Source organism: Ornithinimicrobium sp. F0845 (genome assembly GCF_023015765.1).
Classification (GTDB): Bacteria; Actinomycetota; Actinomycetes; order Actinomycetales; family Dermatophilaceae; genus Ornithinicoccus.
This window is the reverse complement of sequence record NZ_JALKAL010000016.1, coordinates 44,392-57,406: the sequence shown is the minus strand read 5'-3', so window position 1 is coordinate 57,406 and position 13,015 is coordinate 44,392. Positions and strand designations below refer to the sequence as shown.

General features: G+C 70.8%; 13 protein-coding genes. 10 read left to right on the top strand and 3 right to left on the bottom strand.

Annotated features, from left to right (window positions below; genetic code table 11):
- The first annotated feature begins 14 nt into the window (after positions 1-14).
- The 7 genes from MWU75_RS20085 to MWU75_RS17675 all read left to right on the top strand — a co-directional run bounded on the left by MWU75_RS20085 (position 15) and on the right by MWU75_RS17675 (position 5,752).
- On the top strand, positions 15-611 hold the full coding sequence (locus tag MWU75_RS20085) for a DUF937 domain-containing protein (protein WP_281497460.1): 597 nt from the start codon (positions 15-17) through the stop codon (positions 609-611).
- 37 nt (positions 612-648) lie between these two features.
- The gene (locus MWU75_RS17700; protein WP_247093420.1) at positions 649-1,659 is read left to right on the top strand and encodes an SCO2322 family protein; all 1,011 of its coding nucleotides are present in this window, start codon (positions 649-651) and stop codon (positions 1,657-1,659) included.
- Between the two features lie 78 nt (positions 1,660-1,737).
- Positions 1,738-2,328: a bifunctional adenosylcobinamide kinase/adenosylcobinamide-phosphate guanylyltransferase gene (locus tag MWU75_RS17695; RefSeq protein ID WP_247093418.1), complete on the top strand. Its 591-nt coding sequence runs from the start codon at positions 1,738-1,740 to the stop codon at positions 2,326-2,328.
- 134 nt (positions 2,329-2,462) lie between these two features.
- Positions 2,463-3,029 (top strand): carboxymuconolactone decarboxylase family protein, encoded by a 567-nt coding sequence (locus MWU75_RS17690; RefSeq protein WP_247093416.1) that lies wholly within the window; start codon positions 2,463-2,465, stop codon positions 3,027-3,029.
- Entirely contained in the window at positions 3,026-3,919 is an 894-nt protein-coding gene (locus MWU75_RS17685; RefSeq protein ID WP_348647804.1) for an RNA polymerase sigma-70 factor, read from the top strand. The genes MWU75_RS17690 and MWU75_RS17685 overlap by 4 nt, the downstream gene beginning before the upstream one ends.
- Before the next feature lie 63 nt (positions 3,920-3,982).
- Positions 3,983-5,056 carry a tartrate dehydrogenase gene (locus MWU75_RS17680; protein ID WP_247093414.1) on the top strand — a complete coding sequence of 358 codons (1,074 nt, stop codon included), beginning with the start codon at positions 3,983-3,985 and terminating at the stop codon, positions 5,054-5,056.
- Between the two features lie 198 nt (positions 5,057-5,254).
- Complete coding sequence (locus MWU75_RS17675; RefSeq protein WP_247093412.1) at positions 5,255-5,752, top strand: pyridoxamine 5'-phosphate oxidase family protein; 498 nt, start codon at positions 5,255-5,257, stop codon at positions 5,750-5,752.
- 119 nt (positions 5,753-5,871) lie between these two features.
- On the opposite strand, the gene gcvT is transcribed toward MWU75_RS17675, so the two are convergent.
- Entirely contained in the window at positions 5,872-6,972 is a 1,101-nt protein-coding gene (gene gcvT / locus MWU75_RS17670; protein WP_247093410.1) for a glycine cleavage system aminomethyltransferase GcvT, read from the bottom strand.
- Between the two features lie 77 nt (positions 6,973-7,049).
- Here gcvT and MWU75_RS17665 point away from each other — a divergent pair, with 77 nt between their 5' ends.
- A complete protein-coding gene (locus tag MWU75_RS17665) occupies positions 7,050-8,546 on the top strand; it encodes a leucyl aminopeptidase (RefSeq protein WP_247093408.1) in 1,497 nt (498 codons plus the stop codon).
- Between the two features lie 346 nt (positions 8,547-8,892).
- Here the strand turns inward: MWU75_RS17665 and MWU75_RS17660 are convergent, their stop codons facing one another.
- Together MWU75_RS17660 and MWU75_RS17655 are read right to left on the bottom strand one after the other, a co-directional pair.
- Positions 8,893-9,102 (bottom strand): DUF5302 domain-containing protein, encoded by a 210-nt coding sequence (locus MWU75_RS17660; RefSeq protein ID WP_247093406.1) that lies wholly within the window; start codon positions 9,100-9,102, stop codon positions 8,893-8,895.
- An 82-nt stretch (positions 9,103-9,184) separates the two neighbouring features.
- On the bottom strand, positions 9,185-9,538 hold the full coding sequence (locus tag MWU75_RS17655) for a hypothetical protein (RefSeq protein ID WP_247093404.1): 354 nt from the start codon (positions 9,536-9,538) through the stop codon (positions 9,185-9,187).
- 55 nt (positions 9,539-9,593) lie between these two features.
- Here MWU75_RS17655 and lpdA point away from each other — a divergent pair, with 55 nt between their 5' ends.
- A complete protein-coding gene (gene lpdA, locus MWU75_RS17650) occupies positions 9,594-10,982 on the top strand; it encodes a dihydrolipoyl dehydrogenase (RefSeq protein ID WP_247093402.1) in 1,389 nt (462 codons plus the stop codon).
- A 77-nt stretch (positions 10,983-11,059) separates the two neighbouring features.
- A complete protein-coding gene (gene sucB / locus MWU75_RS17645) occupies positions 11,060-12,982 on the top strand; it encodes a 2-oxoglutarate dehydrogenase, E2 component, dihydrolipoamide succinyltransferase (protein WP_247093400.1) in 1,923 nt (640 codons plus the stop codon).
- The last annotated feature ends 33 nt before the right edge of the window (positions 12,983-13,015 follow it).

The following is a 13,015-nucleotide window of genomic DNA, read 5'->3' as shown; positions in this document are numbered from 1 at the left end:
AGAGGGTGTGAAACATGGGTCAGTATGACGAGTTGCTGTCCGCGATCCCGGTGTCTCAGCTCGCCCAGCAGGTGGGTGCCGACGAGGCCGAGGTCTCCCAGGCCGTGCAGCAGGTCCTTCCCGCGCTGGTGGGTGGCCTGAGCGCCAACGCCCAGCAGCCCGAGGGGGCTGCCTCACTCACCAACGCTCTCGGCGACCACGCCGACACCAACTTCGGCGACCTGGCCAACGTCAACATCGACGACGGCCAGAAGATCGTCGGCCACATCTTCGGCGACCAGCGTGAGGCGGTCGTCAACCAGCTGGGCGGGCTCGGTGGTGGGGGCGGTGGCCTGATCCAGAAGCTCCTGCCGATCCTCGCCCCGATCGTGCTCAGCTTCCTGGCCAAGAAGATGGGCGGCGGCGGAGGTCTCGGTGGCGCCCTGACCGACGCCCTCGGCGGTGGCGGTGGCGCACCTTCCCCGGGTGCCGCCCCGGCCGGCGGCGGCGTGGGTGACCTCCTCGGCGACCTGCTCGGCGGAGCCCTCGGCGGTCAGGCTGGCGGCCAGGGCGGCGGCATGGGCGGGCTCGACGACCTCCTCGGCGGTCTGCTCGGCGGCGGCAAGCGGTAGGTGGCGTGGTCGCGTCATCGGTCCCTAGAGTGGGCCCATGACCCGACTCCCCCGCTTCGCAGCGGTCCTGGCTCTCTCCGTCCTCGCCGCGCTCCTGGCCCCCGCGGCGGCCCACGCCGTGGGCTATCAGTTCTGGGGGTTCTACCAGCTCTCGGACGACGGCGAGTGGAGTTTTGCCACCGAGGGTCCCGCCACGGTGGTCCCCGAGGACGGGACCGTCGAGGGGTTCCGTTTCGCGGTCTCCTCCGGTGAGGACGTGCGGGTGCCGCGCGCCGTCCTGACCTTCGAGGAGATCTGTGCCGACACCCCGGCCGAGGACGGCATGAAGCGTGTCGGCCTCGTCGTCGACCCGGGTCGTGACGTCGACGCACCCCAGGGCGAGACGCTCTTCACCCCCGGCGCGCAGTGCGTCGTCGCCGACCCCGGCGCCACCTCCCAGGAGGTCGTCGACCAGGCGGCCGGCGAGGTCCGCGTCGTCGACGCGTTCCTGTGCGGCATCGGGGGCTTCCCGGCCGAGGGCGGTTGCGGTGACGAGGTCGCCGAGCCGACCCCGGAGCAGCTGGCCGAAGACGAGGAGATCGCGATCCCGGTGGTGCCCGCCGGTCAGCCGATCATCGCCGCGGCTGACCAGGATGGCGAGGCCACGGACGAGCCCACGGCCACCGACGACGCCACCGCGACCGACGAGTCGACCGAGGACGCCACGACGGAGGAGGCCACCGACGAGGCCACCGACGAGGAGACGACCGAGGAAGCGACCGAGGAGGCGACCGAGGAGGACACCGCCGAGGCCACCCCGGACGAGGGGGCGGACGAGGCGACCGACGAGGACTCCGACGGATCCTCCGGAGGCGTCCCCCCGTGGGTGTGGATCGCCGGGGCGGTGGTGCTGCTGGGGCTGCTCGCCTGGGCGGCCGGGGCGGCCCGCAACCGGCGGCTGGAGGACGCCGAGCGCGACTGGGCACCGGACGACCAGGACGCCAAGGACCCGGACGGCCCGCAGGGTCCTGACGGCGACCCGGGCCCCGGAGGACCGCCCGGTCGCTGACGCGCCAGGGTCAGGACGTTCCGGCGGCCATCGTCCACTACTCTGGAGCCACCCCCGTCTCCTGAGGTCTCGTGAATCATGGCTACCACCCTCGTCCTCGGTGCCGCCCGCAACGGCAAATCCGACTACGCCGAAGCACTCCTGGCGCACCACCCCGTCGTGACCTACGTCGCGACCGGGCCAAAACTTCACGACGCCCCGGACCAGGCGTGGGCCGACCAGGTCCTGGAGCTGCGGGCCAAGCGTCCCGCCTCCTGGGAGACGGTCGAGACCACCGCGCTGTCCCGCGCCCTGCTCCTCTCCCGCCGGCCGGTGCTCATCGACACCCTGTCGCACTGGGTCTGGCGGACCCTCGACGAGCACGACCAGTGGCGGTCCGCGACCCGCGCCATCGAGACACTCGAGCCGATCCTCGACGAGCTGCTCGTCGTCTACCGATCCCTGTCCCACGACGTCGTGGCGATCTCCGACGAGGTCGGGTGGGGTCGGGAGCCCACCAACGCCCGGGAGGGGACCTACCGCGAGGTGCTGGCCCACGTGAACAACCGGTTCAGCGCCGTCAGCCAGCGCGTCCACCTGCTCGTCGGCGGTCGGGTGCTCGACCTGAGCAACGCCCCCTCCCCGCTCTCGGCCAGCCGGTCGGGGGAGGTCAGCAGCCAGACCCGGTGACCTGCGGCATACTCGCGCCGATGTCACGGACCCGGTGAGCTCCGGCATACCCCCCCGCTGTCACAGATCCGGCACCCGCGGTGTCTCATGGTCAGCCGGCCCACCAGGGGCCACCAATAGGAGTGGAGCACCAGATGCCCAGCACGTTCCGGATCCCCAAGGCCGACCTGAGCGGATGGTTTGGCCGGGCCATGAGCATCTACGCGCGTCGCACCTACGGCGAGGTCCCCGACGTGGCCTACGTCTTCCTGCACCACCGCCCCCTGACCCGAGCGGTCTTCGCCTTCGAGCGCAGGATGAGCCGGCTCTCGGCGTGCGACCCGCACCTGAAGGCCTACGCCACGATGGCCACCGCTGCCACGATCGGGTGCACCTGGTGCATGGACTTCGGCTACTACCTGGCGCACACCGAGGGGCTGGACGAGGCGAAGGTGCGCCAGGTCCCGGTGTGGCGCGACAGCGACGTCTTCACCCCGCTCGAGCGCGACGTGATGGCCTACGCCGAGGCGATGAGCGTCACCCCGCTGGAGGTGACCGACGAGATGGTGGCCGGACTGCACGAGCAGCTCGGCAGCGCCGCGCTGGTGGAGCTGACCGAGATGATCTCGGTGGAGAACCTCCGCTCGCGCACCAACGCGGCCATGGGGCTGGCCTCCCAGGGTTTCGCCGACTCCTGCGACCTGGCACCGTTGGCCCGGTGAGCGATGGCGTGAACGATGGAGGGAGCGACCCCTTCCTGCAGCACCGCAACCTGCTCTTCACGGTGGCCTACGAGATGCTCTCCTCCGCCGCCGACGCCGAGGACGTGGTGCAGGAGACCTGGCTGCGCTGGGCCGACGTGGACCAGTCGGCGGTCCGCGACCCGCGCGCCTACCTGGTGCGCATCGTCACCCGCCAGGCGCTGAACCGGATCCGCACCCTGCAGCGCCGCCGCGAGACCTACGTCGGGCCGTGGCTGCCCGAGCCGCTGCTCACCGCACCGGACGTCGCCGAGGACGTGGAGCTCGCCGACTCGGTCTCCACCGCGATGCTCATGGTCCTGGAGACCCTCTCCCCCACTGAGCGGGCCGTCTTCGTCCTCCGGGAGGTCTTCGGTTTCGAGTATGCCGAGATCGCGGCGGCGGTCGACAAGTCACCGGCGGCGGTGCGCCAGGTGGCCAGCCGGGCCGGTCGGGCGGTCCGCAGCCAGCGCCCCGAGCCCGCGCCGACGGCGGAGCTGGACGCGGTGCTGCAGCGGTTCCTCGAGGCGGCCGCCGGCGGCGACCTGCAGCCGCTCATGGAGCTGCTGGCACCCGACGTGGTGCTCTTCACCGACGGCGGCGGCCTGCGGCAGGCGGCGCTGCGACCGATCCACGGCGCGGAGAAGTCGATGCGCTTCCTGGTGGGCGTCCTCGGGCAGTACACCGGCGAGATCGCCTTCGACACGGCGCAGGTCAACGGCCAGCCCGCGATGCGCGTCTACGCCGACGGCGTGCTGGACGTGGTGGCGACGATGCGCGTCGAGGGCGGCCTGGTGACCGCGCTCTACCTGGTGCGCAACCCGGAGAAGCTGGCCCGCGCGGCGGGCGACGCGGCGCGGCTGACCCGCTGAACCAGCCCGCCGGCCCTCCCCTACGCTGGGGCAGAACCCGACCACCGCTGGAGGCCACCCCCCATGTCATCACCTGAGGCACCTCATACTGTCAAGGTCGCCGTCATCCCCGGCGACGGGATCGGCACCGAGGTCATGGAGCCGACCCTGAGGATCCTCGAGGCGGTGGGCGGACGCCACGGCATCGACTTCGCCTGGCAGCACCACGACTGGAGCTGTGAGCACTACGCGCGCACCGGCTCGATGATGCCCGAGGACGGCATCGAGCAGCTGGCCCAGGCCGACCAGATCCTGCTGGGCGCCGTGGGCTTCCCCGGGGTGCCCGACCAGGTGTCCCTGTGGGGGCTGCTCATCCCGATCCGCCGCGCCTTCCAGCAGTACATCAACCTCCGCCCCATCAAGCTGCTCCCCGGCATCGAGTCCCCGCTGAAGGTCCGCGAGGGCACCGACATCGACTTCCTGGTCGTCCGGGAGAACAACGAGGGTGAGTACTCCGAGGCGGGCGGCCGGCTCTATCGCGGCACCGAGCACGAGGTGGCCATCCAGGAGGCGGTCTTCACCCGGCGCGGTGTCGAGCGCGCGGCGCGGTTCGCCCTCGAGCTGGCCCGGGGGCGCGGGGGCGGGCTGGCGTCGGCCACCAAGTCCAACGGCATCATCCACACGATGCCGTTCTGGGACGAGGTGGTGCACGCGACCGCGGAGGCCTACCCGGACGTCGAGGTCCGCGACTACCACATCGATGCCCTGGCCGCGCAGTTCGTGCTGGACCCGGGTCGTTTCGACGTGGTCGTCGCCTCCAACCTGTTCGGCGACATCCTGACCGACCTCGGCGCGGCGATCATCGGCAGCATCGGCATCGCGCCGTCGGGCAACCTGAACCCCGAGGGCGAGCACCCCTCGATGTTCGAGCCGGTGCACGGGTCCGCGCCCGACATCGCCGGGCGGGGCATCGCCAACCCGCTCGGGATGATCTGGACCGCCTCGATGATGCTTGACCACCTCGGGCACCCGCAGGCAGCCGCCGAGCTGGTCGCGGCGATGGAGGCCTCGCTCACCGCCGGGATCAAGACCCCGGACCTCGACGGCACCGCCACGACGACGCAGGTGGCCGACGCCGTCCTCCACGCATTCTTGTAGTGGTTTTGCTGCCGGATCCGCAATTTTGATAGTGGTTTTGCAGGCCGCCGCGCCGACGGGTTCTCGCTCGTGGTGTCGTGTGCTTCCAGCTCCACCTCGCAGGGGGCCGCACCGTCCACCGGAGCGGTCGGATGTCGAGAACTCTGAGGCAGCTCCGTCCTCCCAGTGAGAGCGACCGACAACGGAAGGCAAAGAACCGTGAATCAGCACCAGATCAGCGACATCCTCGCCACGCCCTACGCTCAGCAGCTGCTGAACGGGACAGGCCCGCTCCGCCTCGCCTACGACGGCCTCGACGGCGACCCACGCGTGATCCCGATCGGCTTCTGGACCGAGGGCGAGCAGATCGCGATGGCGACGGCACCGAAAGCGCGGAAGGTGGCAGCGCTGCGGACCAGGCCGAAGGTGGCCATCACCATCGACACCAACGCGTTCCCGCCCAAGGTGTTGCTGGTCCGGGGCACCGCTGAGCTCGAGACCGTCGACGGCCCACCCCCCGGCTACCTCAAGGCCGGGCGCCGCTCGATGGCCGAGGACCAGTACCCCGGGTGGGAGGCCGGAGTGAAGGGCCTCTACGACCAGATGGTGGTCATCCGGGTCACGCCCACCTGGGTCAAGCTGCTCGACTTCGAGACCACGATGCCCGAGGCGGTCGAGGAACTGGTGCAGGCGAAGGCAGCCGCTCGTCAGGACTAACGGACCAGCGAGGCGCCGCAACCGCCGAAGGCAGCCCGACCCTGGGAGATGCGTAGGCCACCAGCAAAACCACTATCAAAATTGCGGATCCGGCAGCAAAACCCCTATCAAATTGGGGGCTACTCGCGGACGCCGACCTCGACGAACGGGGGCTTCTTCACCTGCGCGGTGACGTCCCGGCCACGCACGTCGATGACCACGTCGTCGCCCTCGGCCGCGCTGCGGTCCAGCAGGGCGAGCGCGACGCCCTTGCCGAGGGTGGGCGAGAAGGTGCCGGAGGTGACCGTGCCGATCACGGCACCCCCGGCGTCCTTGACCTCGCACCCGGCCCGCGGGATGCCGCGCCCGGTGACGTCCAGGCCCCAGGAGATCCGGGTGCTCTTGGCCTCCCGCTCGGCCTCCAGGGCCTCCTTGCCCCAGAACGTGTCCTTCTTCCAGCCGACCGCCCACCCGGCCCGGGCCATCACCGGGGTGATCTCGGTGGAGAGCTCGTTGCCGTGCAGGGCATACCCCATCTCGGTGCGCAGCGTGTCCCGCGCGCCGAGCCCGGCCGGGGCACCGTCGTGCGGCTTCATCGCCATCACCAGGGCGTCCCACAGCTCGCCGGTCGCGGCCCATGCGGGCAGCAGCTCATAGCCGCGCTCCCCCGTGTAGCCGGTGCGGCAGACGATGACCGGCTGCCCCTCCCAGTCGGTCTCGACATAGGTCATGTAGTCGTGCCCGACCGGCAGGCCCAGCGCGGTCAGCACCTCGTCGCTCTTGGTGCCCTGCACCGCGATGACGCCGTATGTCGTGTGCTGGTTGATCACCTCGATCCCGTCGGGCGCGGCCTCGGTGAGCAGGCGCACCACCTCGGCGTTGTTCGCCGCGTTGGGGATGAGGAAGACCTCGTCGTCGGACTTCAGATAGGCGATGAGGTCGTCCACGACGCCACCCCGCTCGTTGCAGCACATGGTGTACTGCGCCCGGCCCGGCTCGATCCGGTTGAGGTCGTTGGTGAAGCAGCTGTTCACGAAGTCCTTGGCGCCGGGGCCGCGCACCAGCGCCTTGCCCAGGTGACTGACATCGAAGATGCCCACCCGCTCACGGACGGCCGTGTGCTCGGCCTTCACCCCGGCATACTCGATCGGCATCTGCCACCCGCTGAAGTCGGCCATCTTCGCCCCGAGGGCGATGTGGCGATCGTGGACGGGCGAGATGTTCTGCTGCTCAGGGGACATGTGGCTCAACCTATCCGCGTCGACCGTTAGGCTCAATGCGGCCCCAACGCCCTGACCGACGAACTGAATGGACGACGATGACCACTCTGACACTCACCGACGGCAAGATCGCGAGTGCAAAGGTCGACGCCCTTGTGGTGGCCTCGACCGCGGGAACGGACGGCGCGGTGCTCGCCGAGGGCACCGACCTGCCCAAGAACGCCAGGACTCACCTGACCAGCAACCTGACCGCCACCGGGGCCACCGGCAAGGCCGACGAGGTCGCCACCTTCGCCGGCGTCCCGGGCGTCTCGGCAGGCCTGGTGCTCGTCGTGGGCACGGGCAAGGCCGACGCCGCGGTGCCGGACGCCGCCGAGCGCTACCGCCGTGCCGCGGGCGCCGGGGCGCGCGCACTGGCGGGCAAGAAGTCCGCGCTGTTCGCCCTCGGCGGTGCCGAGCACGCGCGGGCGGTGGCCGAGGGGGTGCTCCTGGGCGCCTACGCCTTCCAGACCTTCCTCGGTGAGGGGAAGTCGTCCAGCGCGAAGGCTCCGCTGGAGGCTGCGCAGGTGCACGTCAAGGGCCGTCACAAGGAGGACGTCGCCGGTCAGGCCAGTGTCGTGGCCGACGCCGTCCGCTACGCCCGCGACCTGGTCAACACCCCGCCCAACGTGCTCTTCCCGGAGAGCTTCGCGACCTCGGTGAGCAAGCGCGCCGCGGGCAGCAAGGTCAAGCTCGAGGTGTGGGACGCCGACAAGTTGCAGGCCGAGGGCTGCGGCGGGATCCTCGGGGTCGGCCAGGGCTCCGGTCGCCCGCCCCGCCTGGTGACGATGACCTACAAGCCGCGCGGCGCCAAGGCTCACCTGGCCTTCGTCGGCAAGGGCATCACCTTCGACTCCGGGGGTCTGTGCATCAAGCCCGGCACCGGCATGGTCACGATGAAGTGCGACATGGCCGGGGCCGCCGCGGTGGCCGCGGCCGTCCTGGCGCTGGCCGAGCTCAAGGTGCCGGTCGCGGTGACCGGCTACCTCTGCCTGGCCGAGAACATGACCGGCGACCTGGCCCAGCGTCCTGGTGACATCGTCACCATGCGCGGCGGCCGCACCGTCGAGATCATCAACACCGACGCCGAGGGCCGCCTGGTGATGGCCGACGGCATCGCCCTGGCCTCCGAGCACAAGCCGGACGCCATCGTCGACATCGCCACCCTCACCGGTGCCTGCGTGATCGCGCTGGGCAACCGCACGATGGGTGTCATGGCCAACGACGACGAGCTGCGCGAGCGGGTCACCGGCGCCGCGAGCCTCGTCGGCGAGGCCGCCTGGGGCATGCCGCTGCCGGAGGAGATCCGCGGCTCGATGGACTCCCCCGTCGCCGACCTCAAGCACACCGGCGACCGCGCCGGCGGGATGATGGTCGCCGCGAAGTTCCTCGAGGAGTTCGTGGGCAAGAACGACGCCGGCGAGACCATCAAGTGGTCACACATCGACATCGCCGGCCCGGCCTTCAACGAGAAGTCCGCCTGGGGCTACACCCCCACCGGTGGCACGGGCTCGGGCGTCCGAGCGCTGATCGAGTTGGCCCAGTCCTACGCCTGACGGCCCCGTCCGCCCCTGACGGCGTTGTCCGCCCCTGACCGCGCCGTCCCGTCCCTGACGGCGTCGTCCTCCGTCTGACGCTCAGCCAGTCCCCATCCGAGGCTCGGCCCGCGCGCGGCCCAGCCTCGCCGGCACCCCGTCTCGTGCCGATTCAGCGCTGGGGCGCCGATCTCGCACAGCCGTTTTCGGCAACGGAGGGAACGTTCGGGCCACAGAGGGGGCGTTCCGGCAACACATGGGAGCTCGACACACCGGTGCCCCGGGTCCGATCAGGACCCGGGGCACCCGTCGCGAAGGGGCTGAGCGTCCCGTGGGGCGCCCACGCCCGACGGCACCCTCGTGCGGCTCAGCCGCCGCTCTTGCGCCGGAACATCTGCTGGGCACCGGAGGTCTTGGCGCGGGCCGCGTGATCCACCTTGCCGTGCTCGGAGTGGTCCGAGACGTCCTTGCCCCCGTGGCCCTGCTTCTTCTCCAGCGCCTCGCGGAACTTGCGCTTGACGTCGTCCTCGACGTGCGCGCTGCCGCTGCTCTGGTCCGTCGGCTTGTCCTGCGTCATGGGCCACCTCCAGGTAGTCGTCCGTTGCGGTCAGCCTGTCACGGACCGGGCGTCGGCACGACCCCTTATCCGCCAGGGCGGCTCAGCGCTGCTTGTGGCGCCGGTTCCACTCCCGCATCCGGGCCGGGTAGCCGGTCTGGTTCACGTCATACACCGGGATGCCGAGCAGGCGGCCGAGCTCGAACCCCGCCTTGGGCGTGCCGACCGCCCGGCGCGTCCACTCGCCGTCGGTCGCGATGAGGATCAGCGTCGTGGTGCTCACGTTGGTGGCCGGCTCGACATACGCCTCGACGCCCTTGTGGCTGGCCACCCACCCCTCCGTGTAGGCGCGCACGGCCTTGTGATCGATCGCCATCGAGGGCCCGTCCTTGCGGCCACCGGCCTCCGCGCCGCCCCCGCTCGTCGCCTGGTTCTTCCGTCGTCTCCACCACGCCATAGGGGCGAGATTACCCTCGGTGGTCGGCTGGCCCAGTGTTTGACAAGATGCTCACATGGCAGAGACCCCCCCTGATGCTGACCACACCTTCGATGTCGTGATCCTGGGTGGTGGCAGCGGCGGCTACTCGTGCGCCCTGCGCGCCGCCCAGCTGGGCCTGAAGGTCGCCCTCGTCGAGAAGGACAAGCTCGGTGGCACCTGCCTGCACCGCGGCTGCATCCCCACCAAGGCGCTCCTGCACGCGGCCGAGGTCGCCGACTCCGCCCGCGAGAGCGCGAAGTTCGGCGTCAACACCACGCTCGACTCCATCGACCTCGCCACGGTGCATACCTACAAGGACGGGGTGGTCGGCCGGCTGCACAAGGGCCTGCAGGGTCTGGTCAGCTCCGCGACCATCGAGTATGTCGAGGGGCTGGGTCAGCTGACCTCCCCCACCATCGTGCAGGTCGGGGACCGCACCCTCACCGGCAAGAACGTCGTGCTGGCGACGGGCTCCTACGCCCGCACCATCCCCGGCCTGGAGATCGGCGGTCGCATCATCACCAGCGACCAGGCGATGACCCTGGCCGAGCTGCCGCAGCGCGTGGTCGTCCTCGGCGGCGGTGTCATCGGCGTCGAGTTCGCCTCGGTGTTCGCCTCCTTCGGCGCCGAGGTCACCGTGGTGGAGGCTCTCCCGCGGCTGGTCGCCGCCGAGGACGAGGCGGTCTCCAAGACGCTCGAGCGGGCGTTCAAGAAGCGCAAGATCACGGTCCGGACCGGCGTGAAGTTCACCGGCGCGACGCAGGACGATGGCGGCGTGCAGGTCTCGCTGGAGTCGGGCGAGCCGATCGAGGCCGACCTGCTGCTGGTCGCGGTGGGGCGCGGCCCGGTCACCGACGGCCTGGGCTACGAGGAGGCCGGGGTCACCCTGGACCGCGGCTTCGTCACCACCGACGAGCGCTGCCGGACCGGTGTCGACGGGCTGTATGCCGTGGGAGACATCGTCCCCGGGCTCCAGCTGGCGCACCGCGGCTTCGCGCAGGGCATCTTCGTGGCCGAGGAGATCGCCGGTCTCGAGCCGACCCCGATCGACGAGGCGGGCATCCCGCGCGTGACCTACTGCGACCCCGAGATCGCCTCCGTCGGCCTCACCGAGGCCCAGGCCCGGGACAAGCACGGCGAGGTGACCACCTACGAGTACAACCTGGGTGGCAACGGCAAGTCCCAGATCCTAGGCACCGCCGGCTTCGTCAAGCTGGTCCGCGCCGAGGGCGGGGCCGTGGTCGGCGTGCACATGGTGGGTGCCAGGATGGGCGAGCAGGTGGGCGAGGCCCAACTCATCTACAACTGGGAGGCACTGCCGGACGATGTGGCGCAGCTCATCCACGCACACCCCACCCAGAACGAGGCACTGGGCGAGGCCCACCTGGCGCTGGCGGGCAAGCCGCTGCACGCCCATGCCTGAGGCAACACCACCACACCCGTCCTGCCAGACGGCAGGAGTATCCGTAGACTGCAAGGCCCCGGACGAGGAGACGTCGAATGTCTGAACGCGTGACCATGCCGGCCCTGGGTGAGTCCGTCACCGAGGGCACCGTGACCCGCTGGCTGAAGAACGTGGGTGACACCGTTGAGGTCGACGAGCCCCTGCTGGAAGTCTCCACCGACAAGGTCGACACCGAGATCCCGTCACCGATCGCCGGCGTGCTCCAGGAGATCCTTGCCGAGGAGGACGACACCGTCGAGGTCGGCGGTGACCTGGCCGTGATCGGCGACGGCTCCGAGGGCGGTGGCTCCGGCGACGACAGCGACGAGGCGTCCTCCGGCAGCGAGGCCGAGGAGGCTCCCACCGACGAAGCACCCGCTGAGGAGGCATCGGCGGAGGACGAGCCGGCGGACGAGGCCCCGGCGGAGGAGCCGGAGCAGGCCGAGGAGCCGGCCGCAGCGGAGAGCGACGGCAGCGGGGACAGCGCGGGCGGCGAGGGCGACGGCGAGGGTGAGACGGTCACCATGCCGGCGCTCGGTGAGTCCGTCACCGAGGGCACCGTGACGCGGTGGCTGAAGGCCGAGGGTGACACCGTCGAGGTGGACGAGCCCCTCCTGGAGGTCTCCACCGACAAGGTCGACACCGAGATCCCCTCCCCCGTCGCGGGGACCCTGACCAAGATCCTGGCCCAGGAGGACGAGACGGTCGAGGTCGGCGGCCCGCTGGCCGTGGTCGGCGGCTCCGGCGGGGGCGGCGGGTCCACTCCGGCCGCTGAAGAGCCGGCGGCAGAGTCCGAGCCGTCCGAGGAGCAGGCCGAGGAGCAGGCGCCGGCCGAGGAGACCCCGGACCTCGCCGAGGACGACAAGCTGCACGAGGAGGCCGCCAAGCAGTCGGCGGACCAGAGCGAGGCGGAGGCCGCCCCGGCTCAGGAGGCACCGCCCGCGCAGGAGCCGGAGGCACCGAAGGCAGAGGCACCGAAGGCAGAGGCCCCCAAGGACGAGGCAGCGCCCGCGGCGAAGTCCGGCGACGACGTCAGCGCCTACGTGACCCCGCTGGTCCGCAAGCTCGCGGCCCAGCACAAGGTCGACCTCAACAGCCTGACCGGCACCGGCGTCGGTGGTCGCATCCGCAAGCAGGACGTGCTCGATGCGGCACGCCAGGCGGAGGAAGCCGCGAAGGCTGCACCGGCCGCGCCCGCCGCCGCGCCGTCCGCACCCGCGGCGCCATCCGCCCCCGCGGCGTCGGCTCCGGGGCCGCAGGTCGCGGCCTCGCCGAAGCGCGGCACCACGGAGAAGATGTCGCGACTGCGCAAGGTCATCGCGACCCGCATGGTCGAGTCCCTGCAGGTCAGTGCCCAGCTGACGACGGTCGTCGAGGTCGATCTCACCAAGGTCGCCCGGCTGCGCAACAAGACCAAGGACGACTTCCTGGCACGCGAGGGCGTCAAGCTCTCGTTCATGCCGTTCTTCGTGCTGGCCGCGGTCGAGGCGCTGAAGGTGCACCCCAACGTCAATGCCAGCCTCGAGGGCGAGGAGATCATCTATCACCCGACCGAGAACGTCGGCATCGCGGTGGACACAGAGAAGGGCCTGATCGTCCCGGTCATCAAGGACGCCGGCGACCTGAACATCGCGGGGATCTCCCGCAAGGTCGCGGACCTGGCCGAGCGCACCCGCACCAACAAGGTGATGCCGGACGAGTTGGGTGGCGGCACCTTCACCATCACCAACACCGGCAGTCGCGGCGCGCTGTTCGACACCCCGATCATCAACCAGCCGCAGGTGGCGATCCTCGGCACCGGCTCGGTCGTCAAGCGGCCGGTCGTCGTGGTGGACGAGGACGGCGGCGAGACCATCGCCATCCGCTCGATGGTCTACCTGGCGCTGACCTACGACCACCGCATCGTGGACGGGGCCGACGCGGCCCGGTTCCTCGGGACCATCAAGGAGCGCCTCGAGGAAGGATCCTTCGAGGTCTGACCCACCCCGGGCCTCTCGTCAGGTCCCTCAGCG

Bases quoted from the DNA above. Each gene is read 5' to 3' on its own strand.
- MWU75_RS17660 (WP_247093406.1), bottom strand. From the start codon at position 9,102: ATGACGCAGGACAAGCCGACGGACCAGAGCAGCGGCAGCGCGCACGTC.
- gcvT (WP_247093410.1), bottom strand. From the start codon at position 6,972: ATGTCCCCTGAGCAGCAGAACATCTCGCCCGTCCACGATCGCCACATC.
- MWU75_RS17690 (WP_247093416.1), top strand. From the start codon at position 2,463: ATGCCCAGCACGTTCCGGATCCCCAAGGCCGACCTGAGCGGATGGTTT.
- MWU75_RS17655 (WP_247093404.1), bottom strand. From the start codon at position 9,538: ATGGCGTGGTGGAGACGACGGAAGAACCAGGCGACGAGCGGGGGCGGC.
- MWU75_RS17680 (WP_247093414.1), top strand. From the start codon at position 3,983: ATGTCATCACCTGAGGCACCTCATACTGTCAAGGTCGCCGTCATCCCC.
- MWU75_RS17695 (WP_247093418.1), top strand. From the start codon at position 1,738: ATGGCTACCACCCTCGTCCTCGGTGCCGCCCGCAACGGCAAATCCGAC.
- lpdA (WP_247093402.1), top strand. From the start codon at position 9,594: ATGGCAGAGACCCCCCCTGATGCTGACCACACCTTCGATGTCGTGATC.
- MWU75_RS20085 (WP_281497460.1), top strand. From the start codon at position 15: ATGGGTCAGTATGACGAGTTGCTGTCCGCGATCCCGGTGTCTCAGCTC.
- MWU75_RS17665 (WP_247093408.1), top strand. From the start codon at position 7,050: ATGACCACTCTGACACTCACCGACGGCAAGATCGCGAGTGCAAAGGTC.
- MWU75_RS17700 (WP_247093420.1), top strand. From the start codon at position 649: ATGACCCGACTCCCCCGCTTCGCAGCGGTCCTGGCTCTCTCCGTCCTC.
- sucB (WP_247093400.1), top strand. From the start codon at position 11,060: ATGTCTGAACGCGTGACCATGCCGGCCCTGGGTGAGTCCGTCACCGAG.